The sequence below is a fragment of the Corynebacterium sp. 51B genome (assembly GCF_008930785.1).
GTDB lineage: Bacteria > Actinomycetota > Actinomycetes > Mycobacteriales > Mycobacteriaceae > Corynebacterium > Corynebacterium megadyptis.
Genome location: NZ_PQMK01000003.1, coordinates 1 through 14,747 on the forward strand (window position 1 = coordinate 1; position 14,747 = coordinate 14,747).

At 63.0% G+C, this 14,747-nt stretch carries 14 protein-coding genes, 5 tRNA genes and 1 riboswitch; of the genes, 6 read left to right on the top strand and 13 right to left on the bottom strand.

Annotated features, from left to right (window positions below; all coding sequences use genetic code 11):
• The coding region (locus GBB14_RS10675; RefSeq protein WP_225976695.1) for a hypothetical protein at positions 1 to 266 on the top strand (266 nt) is incomplete at its 5' end.
• Positions 267 to 325: 59 nt separating this feature from the next.
• Here GBB14_RS10675 and murA read toward each other — a convergent pair.
• Positions 326 to 1,600 (bottom strand): UDP-N-acetylglucosamine 1-carboxyvinyltransferase, encoded by a 1,275-nt coding sequence (murA, locus tag GBB14_RS04385; protein ID WP_151530240.1) that lies wholly within the window; start codon positions 1,598 to 1,600, stop codon positions 326 to 328.
• 76 nt (positions 1,601 to 1,676) lie between these two features.
• Here murA and GBB14_RS04390 point away from each other — a divergent pair, with 76 nt between their 5' ends.
• Positions 1,677 to 2,249: a cob(I)yrinic acid a,c-diamide adenosyltransferase gene (locus tag GBB14_RS04390; protein ID WP_151530239.1), complete on the top strand. Its 573-nt coding sequence runs from the start codon at positions 1,677 to 1,679 to the stop codon at positions 2,247 to 2,249.
• A 15-nt stretch (positions 2,250 to 2,264) separates the two neighbouring features.
• Here the strand turns inward: GBB14_RS04390 and ramA are convergent, their stop codons facing one another.
• From ramA to GBB14_RS04415, 5 genes are all read right to left on the bottom strand, one after another.
• A complete protein-coding gene (gene ramA, locus GBB14_RS04395; protein ID WP_151530238.1) occupies positions 2,265 to 3,104 on the bottom strand; it encodes an acetate metabolism transcriptional regulator RamA in 840 nt (279 codons plus the stop codon).
• A 538-nt stretch (positions 3,105 to 3,642) separates the two neighbouring features.
• Positions 3,643 to 4,452, bottom strand: a complete 810-nt coding sequence (locus GBB14_RS04400; RefSeq protein ID WP_151530237.1) for an energy-coupling factor ABC transporter ATP-binding protein — start codon at positions 4,450 to 4,452, stop codon at positions 3,643 to 3,645.
• Positions 4,453 to 4,457: 5 nt separating this feature from the next.
• Positions 4,458 to 5,192 carry a CbiQ family ECF transporter T component gene (locus GBB14_RS04405; RefSeq protein WP_151530236.1) on the bottom strand — a complete coding sequence of 245 codons (735 nt, stop codon included), beginning with the start codon at positions 5,190 to 5,192 and terminating at the stop codon, positions 4,458 to 4,460.
• A complete protein-coding gene (locus GBB14_RS04410; RefSeq protein WP_151530235.1) occupies positions 5,189 to 5,521 on the bottom strand; it encodes an energy-coupling factor ABC transporter substrate-binding protein in 333 nt (110 codons plus the stop codon). Before GBB14_RS04410 ends, GBB14_RS04405 begins: the two co-directional genes overlap by 4 nt.
• Positions 5,518 to 6,234 carry an energy-coupling factor ABC transporter permease gene (locus GBB14_RS04415; RefSeq protein WP_151530234.1) on the bottom strand — a complete coding sequence of 239 codons (717 nt, stop codon included), beginning with the start codon at positions 6,232 to 6,234 and terminating at the stop codon, positions 5,518 to 5,520. The genes GBB14_RS04410 and GBB14_RS04415 overlap by 4 nt, the downstream gene beginning before the upstream one ends.
• 88 nt (positions 6,235 to 6,322) lie before the next feature.
• Positions 6,323 to 6,563: riboswitch (cobalamin riboswitch) on the bottom strand.
• A 147-nt stretch (positions 6,564 to 6,710) separates the two neighbouring features.
• Here GBB14_RS04415 and cysK point away from each other — a divergent pair.
• Together cysK and epsC are read left to right on the top strand one after the other, a co-directional pair.
• Positions 6,711 to 7,655 (top strand): cysteine synthase A, encoded by a 945-nt coding sequence (gene cysK, locus GBB14_RS04420; RefSeq protein WP_151530233.1) that lies wholly within the window; start codon positions 6,711 to 6,713, stop codon positions 7,653 to 7,655.
• A gap of 26 nt (positions 7,656 to 7,681) precedes the next feature.
• Positions 7,682 to 8,281, top strand: a complete 600-nt coding sequence (gene epsC, locus GBB14_RS04425; RefSeq protein WP_151530232.1) for a serine O-acetyltransferase EpsC — start codon at positions 7,682 to 7,684, stop codon at positions 8,279 to 8,281.
• Between the two features lie 87 nt (positions 8,282 to 8,368).
• Here epsC and GBB14_RS04430 read toward each other — a convergent pair whose 3' ends face one another.
• The 5 genes from GBB14_RS04430 to GBB14_RS04450 all read right to left on the bottom strand — a co-directional run bounded on the left by GBB14_RS04430 (position 8,369) and on the right by GBB14_RS04450 (position 9,306).
• Entirely contained in the window at positions 8,369 to 8,719 is a 351-nt protein-coding gene (locus GBB14_RS04430) for a GNAT family N-acetyltransferase (protein WP_225976598.1), read from the bottom strand.
• A gap of 50 nt (positions 8,720 to 8,769) precedes the next feature.
• A tRNA-Phe gene (locus GBB14_RS04435) sits at positions 8,770 to 8,842 on the bottom strand.
• 26 nt (positions 8,843 to 8,868) lie between these two features.
• Positions 8,869 to 8,942, bottom strand: a tRNA-Asp gene (locus GBB14_RS04440).
• A gap of 179 nt (positions 8,943 to 9,121) precedes the next feature.
• Positions 9,122 to 9,198, bottom strand: a tRNA-Asp gene (locus GBB14_RS04445).
• A 35-nt stretch (positions 9,199 to 9,233) separates the two neighbouring features.
• Positions 9,234 to 9,306: transfer RNA gene (locus GBB14_RS04450), tRNA-Glu, on the bottom strand.
• A 107-nt stretch (positions 9,307 to 9,413) separates the two neighbouring features.
• Between GBB14_RS04450 and GBB14_RS04455 the strand changes: the two genes are divergently transcribed.
• A complete protein-coding gene (locus tag GBB14_RS04455; protein ID WP_151530230.1) occupies positions 9,414 to 11,465 on the top strand; it encodes an MMPL family transporter in 2,052 nt (683 codons plus the stop codon).
• A 43-nt stretch (positions 11,466 to 11,508) separates the two neighbouring features.
• Here GBB14_RS04455 and GBB14_RS04460 read toward each other — a convergent pair.
• Positions 11,509 to 11,581 (bottom strand) — tRNA-Lys (locus tag GBB14_RS04460).
• 98 nt (positions 11,582 to 11,679) lie between these two features.
• Positions 11,680 to 13,200, bottom strand: a complete 1,521-nt coding sequence (locus GBB14_RS04465) for an acetyl-CoA hydrolase/transferase family protein (RefSeq protein ID WP_151530229.1) — start codon at positions 13,198 to 13,200, stop codon at positions 11,680 to 11,682.
• Positions 13,201 to 13,530: 330 nt separating this feature from the next.
• Between GBB14_RS04465 and dusB the strand changes: the two genes are divergently transcribed.
• On the top strand, positions 13,531 to 14,706 hold the full coding sequence (dusB, locus tag GBB14_RS04470; protein WP_225976588.1) for a tRNA dihydrouridine synthase DusB: 1,176 nt from the start codon (positions 13,531 to 13,533) through the stop codon (positions 14,704 to 14,706).
• Positions 14,707 to 14,747: the final 41 nt, after the last annotated feature.

The following is a 14,747-nucleotide window of genomic DNA, read 5'->3' on the forward strand; positions in this document are numbered from 1 at the left end:
ACATGCGACCAAACAAACCCCAATCACAAGGGCACCCGATCCACACACAACCAAACACGCACACCACAACAAAAGCAGCACACATCAACAAAACAAAGCTGGCACACTATCGAGTTCTCAAACAACACAGGCACAACCAATCGAGTCAGAATCCTGACTGTTTCGGAAGGCTTGGTATCAACGCTGTTTTCTTTCCGCCACTCTTCGTTGCTCTCTCGCAACGTGGGGCGCTGTCGGTCGCGCTGACAGGAGATAAATCTACATAGATCGCTAGATACACGCAAATCCCCTGCTAGGAGGGGATTTTTGAGGATCTATAACCGTCTTAATCCTTGCCGTGGCGCGATGCCGAGACGCGAGTGATCCGAGCGCCCAGCTGGTTGAGAGTCTCCACGAACTGCGGATAGCCGCGATCGATATGGAAGACGTCATGCACTTCCGTCACCCCATCGGCACACAGGGCCGCGAGCACCAGCCCGGCGCCCGCGCGGATATCGGAGGACCACACCGGGGTGGAGCTGAGCTGCTCGACCCCGCGGACCACCACGTGATGCCCATCCACGGAGGTGTCCGCGCCGAGGCGCTGCATCTCGTCCACGAAGCGGAAGCGGGATTCAAAGACGTTCTCTGTAATCACGCTCATGCCTTCCGACACCGCGGCAAGCCCGATCGACATCGGCTGCAGGTCGGTGGGGAATCCTGGGAAAGGCAGGGTCTGGTAATCCACGGCCGAGGGGCGAGAATCCATGCGGACGCGGAAACCGGTGTCATAGGTTTCCACTTCGGCACCAACGATCTTGAGCTTTTCCAGCGCGATGTGCAGCGCCTGCGGGTTAATACCGCCGACAGTAATATCGCCGCGCGTCATCGCAGCCGCATAGGCCCAGGTGCCGGCGACGATGCGATCGCCGATCACTTCGTGCTCGGCGGGATGCAGCTTATCCACGCCATCGATGGTGATAGTAGAGGTACCTTCGCCAGTGATCTGGGCACCCATCTCCTTGAGCAGCACGCAGAGATCGACGATCTCCGGCTCCCGCGCCGCATTGTCTAGGACGGTGCGGCCCTCAGCCAGCACTGAAGCGGTGAGGATATTTTCGGTGGCCCCCACCGAGGGGAAGTCCAGCTGCACATAGGAGCCGCGCAGCGACTCGGCTTCGGTAACCACACAGCCGTGCTTGATATAGGTGCGCGCCCCGAGCTTCTCCAGCCCGGATTGGTGCATATCGAGCGGGCGTGAACCAATGGCATCGCCACCGGGTAGTGCCACCACGGCATGGCCGCAGCGCGCAGTGAGTGGGCCGAGCACACACACGGAGGCACGGAATTGGCGCACGGCCTCGAAGTCGGCATTGCTTTGCGGCTGCGCCGGGGTGCTAATACGCACGGTGGGTCCATCAATCTCCACGGTGCAGCCCAGGCCTTCTAGAACATCGCGCATGAGCGGGACGTCGAGGATCTCGGGACAGTTGGTGAGCGTCGTCGTGCCCTCTGCCAGCAATGCGGCGGCCATGAGCTTGAGCACGCTGTTCTTCGCGCCGTGGACTTTCACAGCGCCCTGCAGCCGGGCGCCACCTTCTACCAAGAAATGTTCTTTCACAGTGCACCAGCCTAGTGCCTTGGGGGCGGTTGTGCGCTACCTGCTTGGTGGCGACTTTTCCCTAGACTCGAGAACTATGAGTGTTCATTTGACCAAGATCTATACCCGCACCGGAGACGACGGCACCACGGGTCTGTCGGATTTTTCCCGCGTACCCAAAAATGATTCTCGTCTCCAGGCCTATGCCGACTGCGAGGAAACCAATTGCGCCATCGGCGAGGTGCTGGCGCTGGCCTCCCCGAGCGAGGAGGTGAGTGCGGTGCTGCGCCGGATACAAAATGAGCTCTTCGATTGCGGCGCGGACCTCGCCACCCCCGTCGTGGAGAATCCGAAGTATCCCCCGCTGCGCGTGGAGCCGGATTATATTGAGCGCCTCGAGCAGGACTGCGATCGTTTCAATAAGGAGCTGCCGACTCTCGATTCCTTCATTCTTCCCGGCGGCACGCCCGCCTCGGCGCTGTTGCACACCGCGCGGGTAAAGGCTCGCCGCGCCGAGCGGGCCGCGTGGGCGGCCATCGCCGAGCACGGCGAATCGATGTCGGTACTGCCGGCGAAATATCTCAATCGCCTCAGTGACGCGCTCTTCATTTTGGGCCGGATGGAAAACCAGGGCCAGGATGTGCGCTGGGTTCCTGGCGGCGAGCGCTAAAAGCAGCGCGCGGCTTTAGGGCAGCGCGCCGATGCGGCGAGCGGCGTTGACGGCCTCATACCGGGTGTGAGCGCCGAGCTTGCGCATGACCGAGCGCAGGTAGCTTTTCACGGTTTCGGCGCCGATGCCCATTTCCTCGGCGGCCTCGACATTGGTGTGGCCGAGGGCCACGCAGGCCAGCACGTCGAGCTCGCGGGCGGAGAGCTTGGTGGTCTGCTTCACGCGCACCGGGGAGACCAGCTGGTCACAGAGGCTTTCGATCTCCTTGCGGAGGTCTTCATCCCCCACGCGATTGGCCAGCATGCGCAGCTTGGAGTGAGTGGAGCGCACCTGCTCCCATTCGGCGCCGTTCATCACGCGCCCGGGTTTGACCCCGCTGCCGCCGGCATCGCCGCGGCGGAGCGCGCTATTGACGGCCAGGTCTTGTTCGAGAGTGCGGGCGGTCATGGTGACTTCCTCGATCACCTTGTCGCCCAGACGCACGGGAGAGTGCACGCCCACGTAGAGCACGCCGCGCACATCGCGTTGCACGATCACGGGCACAGCCACGATGGAGTGCAGGCCCTCGTCCTGGATGGGCTTGTCGTGCTCATGAGAAATGATGGAAGCACGGGTGTAGTCAGAGACACCCACCGGTCGGCGGGAGGAGACAACGCGGCCGCCGACGCCGGCACCGGGCTCAATCACGAGATTCTGCAGAGCCGGGGTGCGCAGCCCTACCCAAGCACTGATTTGGAGCCTGCTATCGGGTAGCACCGTGGCATACATGGTGACCGGAATACCGGTGGCGGTCTTCAGTGTGGTGAGTGCTGCGCGAATCGCTTCTTCGTCATCCTTGAGACGCTGCGGATCCATACTCTTCTTCCTGCGTTGTTCACCTAATGCCGATCCGGGGGATCGGCACCTCCCATGGCATGTAGCTACGGGGAGGTAGTGGGTGCCCCTGTTCACACCCGCCTCGCTTAGGTTGCTCGTAGGACAGGATTATAAACAAGAAACGGGGGTAGTCATAAGTACTTAGGGGACGTTTTCCGCATCGCCTGAGATGAAAAGTTCACATTCTCCCCCTTTATCCCCCTTTATAGGTGCCCCCGCTATTAGTCATCCCGCCTCCCCCGCTGCACCTTTTTCTCGGTAAATATTTATCCCCCTCTCAGCTTTACGCCACAAATCTCGCACCCCCTCCCCGCCGCTAAACCTGCAGGTAAAAGCCCTTCTGGAAACTCAGACAGGTCATATACCCCCGTCAGTACACCCTCTCTACCCCACTGCAGCAGATCCGCTAGTGCGTCCCGCGCAGTGAGATCAGGGGGCTAAGAGCACCCAATTGCGAAACAAGTCAGACCAAACACGCACGTGGGTTTAGCGCCGTTTAGAGTGACATATATCACTCTTAACGATCGGGCTGAGCGAGGACATCGGCGGCCGTAAGTACGTCACGACCCAGTGCCCGCGAGACCAGCGGCGCCCACGGAAGCTCCAGGCGCGCCTGCTCGATGAGCTCGGTATCCGTCATGATCTCCGCGCAGGCCCCGCTGCGCACCACCCCGCCCGTGAGCACCGCCGCAGTATCGGCGAAGGCATAGGCGAGGTTCACGTCATGGGTCGAGAGCACAATGGCGGTACCCTCCTCCCGCAGCAGCGCGAGGGTGCGCAGCAGCTGGGCAGAGCCGGCCGGATCGAGCCCCGCGGTGGGCTCGTCCAGCAGGAGCACCCGCGGCCGCATGGCCAAAGCGCCGGCCAGGCTCACCCGCTTGCGCTGCCCATAGGACAATTGCTGCGGCACGCGCTCAGCAAGGTCGGTGATCTCGGCGCGCTCCATGGCCCATTCCACGCGCGCCGCGATCTCCTCCTCGGAGAGCCCCTGGTTGGTGGGGCCATAGGAGACATCGGCACGCACGGAGACGCCGAAGATCTGATCATCCGGCTCTTGGAGCACCAGCTGAATCACCGAACGGGCGCGGTTGCGGCCGGCGCGATCATAGGCCGCGGGGGCGGCGTCGATAAGCACCTGCCCACGCTGCGGCTGCAATGCCCCCGCCATGAGCTTCATCAGCGTGGATTTTCCGGAACCATTGGCCCCGAGCAGGGCCACGGCGTCGCCGCGCTCGATACGCAGCTGCACATCATGCAGCACCGCGGGCCCGTGCGGGTAGGCGAAGCTGACGGCGTCGAGGCCGAGGAGAGGATGGGGGGTTGTCAAAGGTCTCACCACACAACGGGGATTAGGCCCACGGCACAGACCGCGGCCAAGCAGACAAGGATGATCGCCAGGCGCGCGGGCCGGGCGGGAGTAAAGGTGCCGTAGACGGCTGCCGCGGCGTTATCGGCGCGCAGCTCGAGGCCCTCCTGCAGGCGCTGGGCCCGCTGGAAGGCCGCCAGGAAAAGATTGGCTGCCTGATCGGCGACCGAACGCAGAAAGCGCCGCCAGGAGCTATGCCCCAACCGCTGTGCCTGCGCGTGCCACATCGCCTGCGACTGGGTGTAGAGGAGCGAGGAAAAGCGGTAGATGTGCATGCTCACCACGACGAGAGCCTCGGGGATCCCGATCCGCCGCGCCCAAGTGAGCTGGGCGGCAATGGGGGTGCTGAGGGCATAAAGCATGGTGATACTCATGCCCACCAAGCTGCGGCCTGCGACAACCGCGGCGTGGGCGACGCCGCCCTCGACCAGCACGAGACCGCTGGGGGTCAGGTTGATCATTAGCGGCCAGATACCGAGCACGATAAACCCGAAGGGGGCGAGTACGAGCCCGATATAGAGCCGCCAGTTCACTTGCGCACGCGCCGCCGCGAGCAGAACGATCACCAGTAGCACTGGCAATACGGGAAGCGGCGGCAGCGCGAGGGCTAAGACTAGTGCGCCGCCGAAGGCAAGCACCTTTTCTGACACGCTGTGCTGTGCCCAGGGAGAGCGGGCGGCAGCGATGTCGAGTGGATTCATCGTGGCGTGGAACTCTGCGCCTGCTCCTGCGCCCACTTCGTGCGTCCACGGTACAACCCGATCACATAGCCGAGTAGGCCGGCGCCGAGGGCAGCTTGGAGGGCGAAGAGTCCGGACTCCACCTCGCCGGGCAGCTCGCCGACGAGCGGCTCGAACCACGGCTCATAGCCGGGATCGACTTCCTCCACGATGGTTTCTGCGCTGGAGTCGGTGCCAACGAAATGCTCCTCCGCGTCCTTGTCGCCGAGGTTGAAGAACATGGGAAATGCGGCGATAAAAATGGCCGCGAGGATCAGCGCAATGGTGACGCCGGTGTTGTTCTTTTTCATGCCTTCTGCCCTGCCTTTGGCTTATCGACGCTCTCCTGCTGCACACTGGCCTCCTCGCGGCCGCCCAGCACTCCCAGCAGGGAGAGCTCGCGGGCCGCGATGGTGCGCAGCGAACGGAAGATCAGCACCGTGATGATGGATTCCACGACTGCGAGCGGCAGCTGCGTGGGCGCGTATAGCGCGAGGAAGGTCATGGCCGAGTTGAAGAAGCCATTGGCGTGGTGGGCGCCGGCCAGTTGGAAGGCGGTGACCACATAGGTGGAGAGATCGGCGAAGAACGCGGCCAGGGCGATGCCGATGGTGGCACTACCGCCGGCCTTGCGGACTGCTACCCACGCGCCATAGCCGATCCACGGGCCGACGATGGCCATGGAGAAGATATTGGCGCCCAGGGTGGTGATGCCGCCATGGGCGAGCAGGAGCGCTTGGAAGAGCAGCACGATACTGCCCAAAAACGCCATGACGGGAGGTTTGAAAAGGACCGCTCCGAGCCCGGTGCCGGTGGCATGGGAGGAGGAGCCGGTCACGGAGGGGATCTTCAGCGCTGAGAGCACGAAGGTGAAGGCGCCGGCGGCGCCGAGAAGAAGCCCGGTTTCGGGCCGTTCTTTGAGTTGCTTGTTGACGCGGATAGCTCCGTGGATCACGAAGGGCGCGGCAGCCACACCCCATCCCACGGCCTGCTCAATAGGCAGGAATCCTTCTGCAATATGCATGGTGGAAGAAACGCTCGTTTCTTTGACTCATGTCCGGGTGAGTCCTCGCACCAGAACCGGTTTGCGCCGAACTGGGCTGACGATATGTGTTCGGCTATCGTGTCGCGGCCGGTCTCCTGGCTTGGCTCTAGGCATCTCGGATGCACCTTCCCGCAGCGGCTGCTGCAGTGGTGGGCCGGGGTATGTCTCCGGCGAGTGTTCTCCGAGGGCCTGCGTCTCATTAAGTGCTGAGGCGAGCCCTACAGTGGCGAGGTCCGCTGCGGCGTGGCACGATGCTGAACCGCATTCCCGTTCTCCGCGACGTACTCACCATAACGCCGTACGCTGCAACGCGGGGTTTTACTCCCCATATAGGGGTGAACCTATAGACTACTTAGTCTAGCTGTGTCATACTATCCTGTCTGGTAATTGTGCGGGCGGGGCATTATGATGGAGCGCGGTAACTCATTATCGACTTTCAAAGGAGTGCATGACTCATGTCGCGCATCTACAACAACGTCACCGAGCTCGTCGGCGGCACCCCGCTGGTTCGCCTCAATCGCCTCACCGAGGGCCTCGACGTCGAGGTACTGGTCAAGCTCGAGTTCTATAACCCGGCCAATAGCGTTAAGGACCGCATTGGTAAGGCCATTATCGACGCCGCCGAGCAGTCCGGTGAGCTCCAGGCAGGCGGCACCATCGTGGAGGCCACCTCCGGCAACACCGGTATCGCCCTGGCCCTGATCGGCGCCGCCCGCGGCTATAACGTGGTGCTCACCATGCCCGAGACAATGTCCATGGAGCGCCGCATCATGTTGCGTGCCTATGGCGCGGAAATTGTGCTGACCCCGGGTTCTGCCGGCATGCAGGGCGCCGTCGATAAGGCGCACGAGGTAGTGGAGCAGCGCGAGGGAGCTATCCTGGCGCGCCAGTTCTCCAATGCCGCCAACCCGAAGATCCACCGCGAGACCACCGCGGAAGAGATCTGGAACGACACCGATGGCGAGGTAGACATCTTCCTCGCTGGCTTCGGTACCGGCGGCACCATCACCGGCGTGGGCACCGTACTCAAGGAGCGCAAGCCGGAGGTGGAGATCATCGGCATGGAGCCCGCTGATTCCCCGCTGCTCACCGAGGGCAAGGCCTCCTCCCACAAGATTCAGGGTCTGGGTGCGAACTTCATCCCCGAGGTGCTGGATCGCAAGGTGATCGATGAGATCGTCACCGTCACCAACGAGGATGCCATCGCCACCGCCCGCGCCCTGGCCGAGCAGGAGGGCATCCTCGGCGGCATCTCCTCCGGCGCCAATGTCTTCGCCGCACTGCGCGAGGCCAAGAAGCCGGAAAACAAGGGCAAGACCATCGTCACCGTCGTGTGCGACTACGGCGAGCGCTACGCCTCCACCGTCCTCTTCGAGGATGTGCGCGCAGAGTTCAACTAGCACACTCTGAGGTAGGATCGACCCTCATGATCGCTGTCATCTCCACCGCCATCTCCCGCATGCGCGAAGATCTCCGCAATGCCCGCGAGCACGACCCCGCTGCCCGCGGGGACGTGGAAAACGCCATCGTCTATTCGGGGCTCCACGCCATCTGGGCGCACCGCGTCGCGCACGCCCTGTGGGTGCGTAATTATCGCGGTCCCGCCCGCGTGCTCGCGCAATGCGCCCGCTTCCTTACCGGGGTGGAGATTCACCCAGGCGCCACCATTGGCCGTCGTTTCTTCATCGATCACGGCATGGGCATCGTCATCGGCGAAACCGCGGAGATCGGCGATGGCGTCATGCTCTATCACGGCGTCACCCTGGGCGGGCAGGTGCTCACCCAAACCAAGCGCCACCCCACCCTCGAAGACGATGTGGTGGTGGGCGCCGGGGCGAAGGTTCTGGGCCCAATTACCATCGGCAAGGGCTCGGCGATCGGCGCCAACGCGGTGGTCACCAAGGATGTGCCCTGCGAGCACATCGCCGTGGGCGTGCCCGCGAAGATGCGGCCCCGCGAGTCCTCCGAGTGCGTGAAGCTGGTGGACCCCGACCGCTACGTGCCGGGCAACGATTACACGATTTAAAGGCGCACACACTCCCAACGGTGCTACCCGTTGGGAGTTTTTCTGTGCCTCGGCTGCGGCGCGTGCCCCAGCTGGCTCGCGCTGTGGCTAGCGGGCGAGGTGCTCCCGATACTCGAGATTCCTGGAGATGAAGTGCTCCACCGCAGAGCAGCTGGGCACAATCTTCATGCCCTCTCGGATCGAATCATCGAGAGCGTAGCGAATCAGCGGCGAGGATAGGCCCTGGCCGCGATACTCGTTGAGCACCACGGTGTGGTTGAAGTCGCGCACCGTCTCATCCACCGCCTGAAACTCGGCGTAGCCGGCCATCTGGCCATCGACCTCAATCACGTAGGTCTGCGATCCCTCGTCGAGGTGTACGTGCTGTGCAGCGCTCATGGGCGGTGACGTCCTTTCTTCATAGGGATATGTATCTCTGTGGAGCCGAGGATAGCGCAGATGCGAAAAGCAGCCCCCTCGCTATTGCGAGGAGACTGCTTTTCATGTTGTGGCCAGAAGCAGGATCGAACTGCTGACCTTCCACTTTTCAGGCGGACGCTCTACCGACTGAGCTATCTGGCCACGATCTTTGCCTAAGCAACGATCTGCGACCCTGACGGGACTCGAACCCGCGACCTCCGCCGTGACAGGGCGGCGCGCTAACCAACTGCGCCACAGGGCCATATTTTATTGTGTACCAGCTACTGGCTAACCAGTGCGCTGTGCACGAGTGGATACTCTACATAACACCCTTACATACCCGCAAATCTGCTGTTCACAGCCCATTTTACGGGGTTGTACTGAGGCACAGAAAAAGCGGCTACCGAGTGCTTCCCAGAAGCATCGATAACCGCCTATCCATGGCGACCCTGACGGGACTCGAACCCGCGACCTCCGCCGTGACAGGGCGGCGCGCTAACCAACTGCGCCACAGGGCCATATTTTGTTGTGCCTTTCCACAATGAGTGGAAAGTACCCCCAACGGGATTCGAACCCGTGCCGCCGCCGTGAAAGGGCGGTGTCCTAGGCCGCTAGACGATGGGGGCGTAGTCCGCGTGCGGACTGAGATGAATCATACATGAACCATGAGATCGCACAAAACCTCAGCTCCTACGCCCTTTCTTAGCAGGGCTTCAGACTACACTCATTTCCCATGACCACCTCTGCTCCTTCCCGTTGGTTGCGCACAGGACTGCCCTTAGTACTGGTGGCACTGTGGATCGCCATTATGGGCCTCGGCGGCCCCCAGTTTGGCGCCATCAGCGAGGTCTCCTCCACTGACCCCGCCTCCTTCCTCCCCGAAACCGCGGAGTCCACGACCGTGCAGAAAGCGCTCAGCGATTTCCGCAACGGCGACTCCATCCCCGCCGTCGTGGTGATCAGCGGCGACTCTGCCACCCCGGAGGCCCTCGGCTCGCTCCCCGAGGAACTCGCGCCTGAGTTCCCCGAACTCAGCTTCAGCCCCCTCCTGCCTTCCGAAGACGGCGAGGCGGTGCAGCTGGTGGCTGCCATTCCCAGCGACGCCGCCATCACCGAGGTGGTGGCCGAGCTCGACAGCGCGATCGAGCAACGCCTCCCTGCCGCGGATGAGATGTGGATTACCGGCCCCGCCGGCTTTACTGCCGATCTCTCCGCCGCCTTCGCCGGTATCGACTCCCAGCTCCTGCTCGTCACCGTCATCGCCGTGCTACTGGTTTTGGTTGTGGTCTACCGCTCCCCCATCTTGCCGCTGCTGGTGCTGCTCTCCGCGCTCACCGCGCTGTGTCTGGCCGTAGCGATCAACGTGGCCCTGGCGCGGGCCGGCATCGTCACCATCAACGGCCAGGTCCAAGGCATCCTCTTCATCTTGGTGATCGGCGCCGCCACCGACTATGGGCTGCTCTATACCGCCCGCTATCGCGAGGAACTCACGAAGCATACCCAGCCTTGGACGGCCACTCTTCGGGCGATCACGGGCACCTGGGAGCCGATTGCGGCCTCGGCTGGCACCGTCGTGGCGGGCCTGCTCTGCCTCATGCTCTCCGATCTGGCGTCAACGACCGCGCTCGGGCCGGTGGCCTCGATCGGCATCGCCGCCGCGGTGGCCTCCTCCCTCACCTTCCTCCCCGCCCTGCTGCTGCTTCTCGGCCGCGTGGCCTTCTGGCCGCGTCGCCCCCGCCCCAGCCAGGAAAGCCAGGAATCGCCCACGTGGACGCGGGTGGCTGATGCGACGGAGCGCCATCCTCGCGCCCTTGCCCTCGGCATGTCCGCGCTCTTGGCCTGCGGCTGGTTCGGGCTGATCGGCTTCGACGCCGATGGCGTTCCCCAATCCGATTTCGTGCTCGGCCAGAGCGATGCCCGCGATGGCCAGGAGGTATTGGATCGTCACTTCCCTGGCGGCTCCGGCTCTCCGGTGTACGTACTCGCCGACGAGTCCGCTGCAGATACCACCATCGCCACCATCACTAAGACCCCTGGGGTGGAGCAGCCCGCCGCACTATCGCTCGAGTCCCCGATTCCGGGGCGCGGCGCCGCCACCGTGGTGGATGGCCGAGTGATGATCCAGGCCACCCTCGACGCCCCCGCCGATTCCGCCGCGGCGAAAGACACCGTGCGCCAGCTGCGCGCCGCGCTTCCCGATGCGGCCGTGGGCGGCACGACGGCCGTGGACATCGACACCAATGACACCTCCATCCGCGACCGCCAGGTGATCATCCCCGTGGTGCTGCTGGTGATCACCGTCATGCTGGCGGTATTGCTGCGCTCCCTGCTGGCGCCCGTCATGCTCCTGGCCACCACGATTCTCTCCTTCGGCACCGCCCTCGGCGTGGCCGCGCTCATCTTCCACCTCTTGGGCTTCAGCGGCGCTGATCCCACCGTGCCGCTCTACGGCTTCGTTTTCCTCGTGGCCCTCGGTATCGACTACAACATCTTCCTCATGACGCGAGTCCGCGAGGAAGCACTCGAGCACGGCACCCACCGCGGCGTACGCCGCGGCTTGATCACCACCGGCGGGGTAATTACTAGCGCCGGCGTCGTGCTGGCCGCCACCTTCTCCGCCCTGGCCGTGATCCCCATCCAGTTCCTCGTACAGCTGGCGGTGATTGTGGCCCTCGGAGTGCTTATCGACGCCCTCCTCATCCGCTCCTTCCTCGTCCCCGCCTTCACCCTCTGGGCGGGCAACCGGATCTGGTGGCCGGCACAGCAGCGCTACCCCCAAGAATAAAAGCAGCACTCCCCAACCATATGGCTGGGGAGTGCTGCTGTAGTGGGCCCTGTGGGGCTCGAACCCACGACCTGCGGATTAAAAGTCCGTAGCTCTACCAACTGAGCTAAAGGCCCGTACGAGAAATGTAGTTTATCAATGCGGTGCGGTGTTTGGAAAAAAGACCACCCCGCCCGCGTGTGCGGGCGAGGTGGCAGCGAGATTCACTGAGCTCTTAGCTCTGCGGCTTCATGGAGCCGTGAGTGACGAAGCGCTGGTGGAAGGACAGTGCGGTCTCCAGATCGTGCGGGGTCTGGAGGGTCTTGTTCTTCTTGGCTGCCTCGAGTGCGCGGGAGTAGTACTCCTCCAGCACCGGACGGTAATCCGGGTGCGCGATGGCGATGATCTTCTCCACACGCTGGCGCGGTGCCAGGCCACGGAGATCGGCGTAGCCGTACTCGGTGATGAGGACCTTGACGTCCTGCTCGGTGTGGTCCACGTGAGAGACGAAGGGCACGATGGCGGAGATATCGCCGTTCTTCGCCTCGGAGGGGGTGATGAAGGAGCTGATGAAGCCGTTACGGGTGAAGTCCGCGGAGCCACCCACACCGTTCATCATCCGGGAGCCGGTGACGTTGGTGGAGTTCACGTTGCCGTAGATGTCGGCCTCGATCAGACCATTGGTGGCGATCAGGCCGAGGCGGCGCACGACCTCGGGGTGGTTGGAGATCTGCTGCGGGCGCAGCACGATGGACTTGGCGTAGCGGTCGGCCTCGGCGTTCATCTTCTCGGCGTACTCGGGGGAGAGCGAGAAGGAGGTGGCGGATGCCATGGTCATCTTGCCGGCATCGATGAGGTCCACCATGCCGTCCTGGATGACCTCGGTGTAGGCCTTAATGTTCTCGAACTTGGAGTCCAGCAAACCGGACATCACGGCATTCGGCACGTTACCCACGCCGGATTGCATGATGTAGCCGTCATAGGTCAGGCGACCAGCGGCCACCTCGCCCTCGAGGAAGTCGAGGAAGTTACCGGCGATCTGCTTGGAGGTCTCGTCCAGCGGCTTGAAGGGGGCGTTGCGGTCCTCGTTGTTAGTCTCGACCACAGCCACCACCTTGTCCACATCGATGTCGATGTAGGTGGTACCGATACGATCGCCGGGCTTGGTGATCGGGATGGGCTGACGGTTCGGCAGCGGCTCGATGCGGTAAATATCGGCCATGCCCTCGAGGTTCAGGGACTGCCACTCATTGACCTCGATGATGATCTTGTCGGCGGCGTCCAAGTACTCCACGTTGTTACCCACGGAGGAGGAGGGCACAAGGTGGCCTTCCTCGGTGATGCGGGTGACCTCGACGATGGCAACGTTCATGTTGCCGAAGAAGCCTTGGGAGACGTACATACCCGATTCGGACAGGTGGTAGTCGGCGTAGTAGGTGGTGCCGTCGTTGATCTTGCCACGCAGGATCGGATCCGACTGGTACGGGGTACGGAAGCGGAGGGCATCCGCCTCGGCGAGTACACCGTCACACTCGGGAGCGGTGGAGGCGCCGGTGAAGAGGTCAATCATGTACTCCTCACCCTTGGCATGAGCCTCCTTGGCGCGCTCCGCGATAGCGGTGGGAAGCACCTTCGGGTAACCGGCGCCGGTGAAGCCCGATACACCTACCTTGTCACCGTGGTTAACAAACTGGGCAGCTTCCTCCGCAGACATAACTTTTCCGCGAAGCTTGGCGTTGGCAATACGATCCGACATGAACTCTTAGTTCTCCTTATTTCTGTGTGCATTCCGGGTGCGGGGCGGACTCCTTATTGGGTCACCACCGCAGGCCGTGAGTGCGGTACTTGCCCTAGCCCCGCGGTTGAATGTGCCGGCTGATAACACCGTGCGATCTTGCACGCGTCAGCGCACCCGCTGTGAACTAGGTTACGAACCCCACAATAGACGAACTTTGGGTTCGTGTCTCAGGTTCTTTTCCACTACCCCCCGACCTCGCCGGGGATCGACTGCTGGCGCTCGCCGCGAAGAGCTGGGAACGACACCGTGAAATTGCGGTGAACACTGCGGATAGGCGACACTAGGCGGGTGACTACATTGCGCAATCATCAGCCGCTGCGGATCGGTTCGCTCACCCTCGAATCACCCGTCGTACTCGCCCCTATGGCGGGGGTAACCAATGTCGCGTTTCGCACACTATGCCGCGAACAAGAGTTGGAGAAGATGGGGAGCGTCTCGGGGCTCTATGTGTGTGAGATGATCACCGCCCGCGCTCTCGTGGAACGCAATGAGAAGACGATGCACATGATCGCCTTCGATGAAGAAGAGAATCCGCGGAGCATGCAGCTCTACACGGTAGATCCGCACTATACCTATGAGGCGGCGCGGATGATCGTGGATAACGACTTGGCCGATCATATTGATATGAACTTCGGCTGCCCGGTGCCAAAGGTCACCCGGCGCGGCGGCGGCTCGGCATTGCCCTATAAGCGCCGGCTCTTTGGCAATATCGTGGACGCCGCGGTGCGCGCGACTGAGAGCACCGGTATTCCGGTGACGGTGAAGTTCCGCGTCGGGATTGATGATGAGCACCACACCCACCTCGATGCAGGCCGGATCGCGGCGGAGCATGGGGCGGCCGCGGTGGCCTGCCACGCCCGCACCGCCGCCCAGCGCTATTCCGGCACGGCCCGGCTGGAGGAGATCGCGGCATTAAAGCAGCACATGGTGGACTCTGGGTTCGCCGATATTCCTGTCCTGGGCAATGGCGATATCTTTGCCGCCCAGGATGCGGTGACCATGATGCAGCGCACCGGCTGCGATGGCGTGGTGATTGGCCGCGGCTGTCTCGGTCGGCCGTGGCTCTTCGCGGAGCTGGCGGCGGTGCTGCGGGGCCAGCCGCTACCGCCGCAGCCGACCTTGGGCGAGGTCACTCGGATCATCCGGCGCCACGCCGAGTTGATGGCGCGCCACGAAGGCGAGGAGAAGGGCTGCCGTGACTTGCGTAAACACATGGGCTGGTATCTGCGTGGTTTCCCCGTGGGCGGCGAAGCTCGAAGCCAGCTTTCACGGGTGACATCCCTGGCGCATCTGGATGAGCTGCTCGCCCCCTATGCCGAGAGCAACGACCTAGCCGCAGATGCCGAGGGGCCGCGCGGCCGCCAAGGCTCGCCGGCTAAGGTGCTGCTGCCGGATGGGTGGCTGGACGACCCTGAGGACGCCAGCGTTCCCGAGGGAGCCGAAATCATGCATTCTGGCGGCTAGGCGCCCTTCACACTCAGCAGAGCTGCATAGAAACAGCTATA

Excerpts from the sequence above, each read along its gene's own strand:
- GBB14_RS04465 (WP_151530229.1), bottom strand. The coding sequence starts at position 13,200 with ATGTCGGATCGTATTGCCAACGCCAAGCTTCGCGGAAAAGTTATGTCT.
- epsC (WP_151530232.1), top strand. The coding sequence starts at position 7,682 with ATGATCGCTGTCATCTCCACCGCCATCTCCCGCATGCGCGAAGATCTC.
- ramA (WP_151530238.1), bottom strand. The coding sequence starts at position 3,104 with ATGGATCCGCAGCGTCTCAAGGATGACGAAGAAGCGATTCGCGCAGCA.
- cysK (WP_151530233.1), top strand. The coding sequence starts at position 6,711 with ATGTCGCGCATCTACAACAACGTCACCGAGCTCGTCGGCGGCACCCCG.
- GBB14_RS04405 (WP_151530236.1), bottom strand. The coding sequence starts at position 5,192 with ATGAATCCACTCGACATCGCTGCCGCCCGCTCTCCCTGGGCACAGCAC.
- GBB14_RS04410 (WP_151530235.1), bottom strand. The coding sequence starts at position 5,521 with ATGAAAAAGAACAACACCGGCGTCACCATTGCGCTGATCCTCGCGGCC.
- GBB14_RS04415 (WP_151530234.1), bottom strand. The coding sequence starts at position 6,234 with ATGCATATTGCAGAAGGATTCCTGCCTATTGAGCAGGCCGTGGGATGG.
- GBB14_RS04455 (WP_151530230.1), top strand. The coding sequence starts at position 9,414 with ATGACCACCTCTGCTCCTTCCCGTTGGTTGCGCACAGGACTGCCCTTA.
- GBB14_RS04390 (WP_151530239.1), top strand. The coding sequence starts at position 1,677 with ATGAGTGTTCATTTGACCAAGATCTATACCCGCACCGGAGACGACGGC.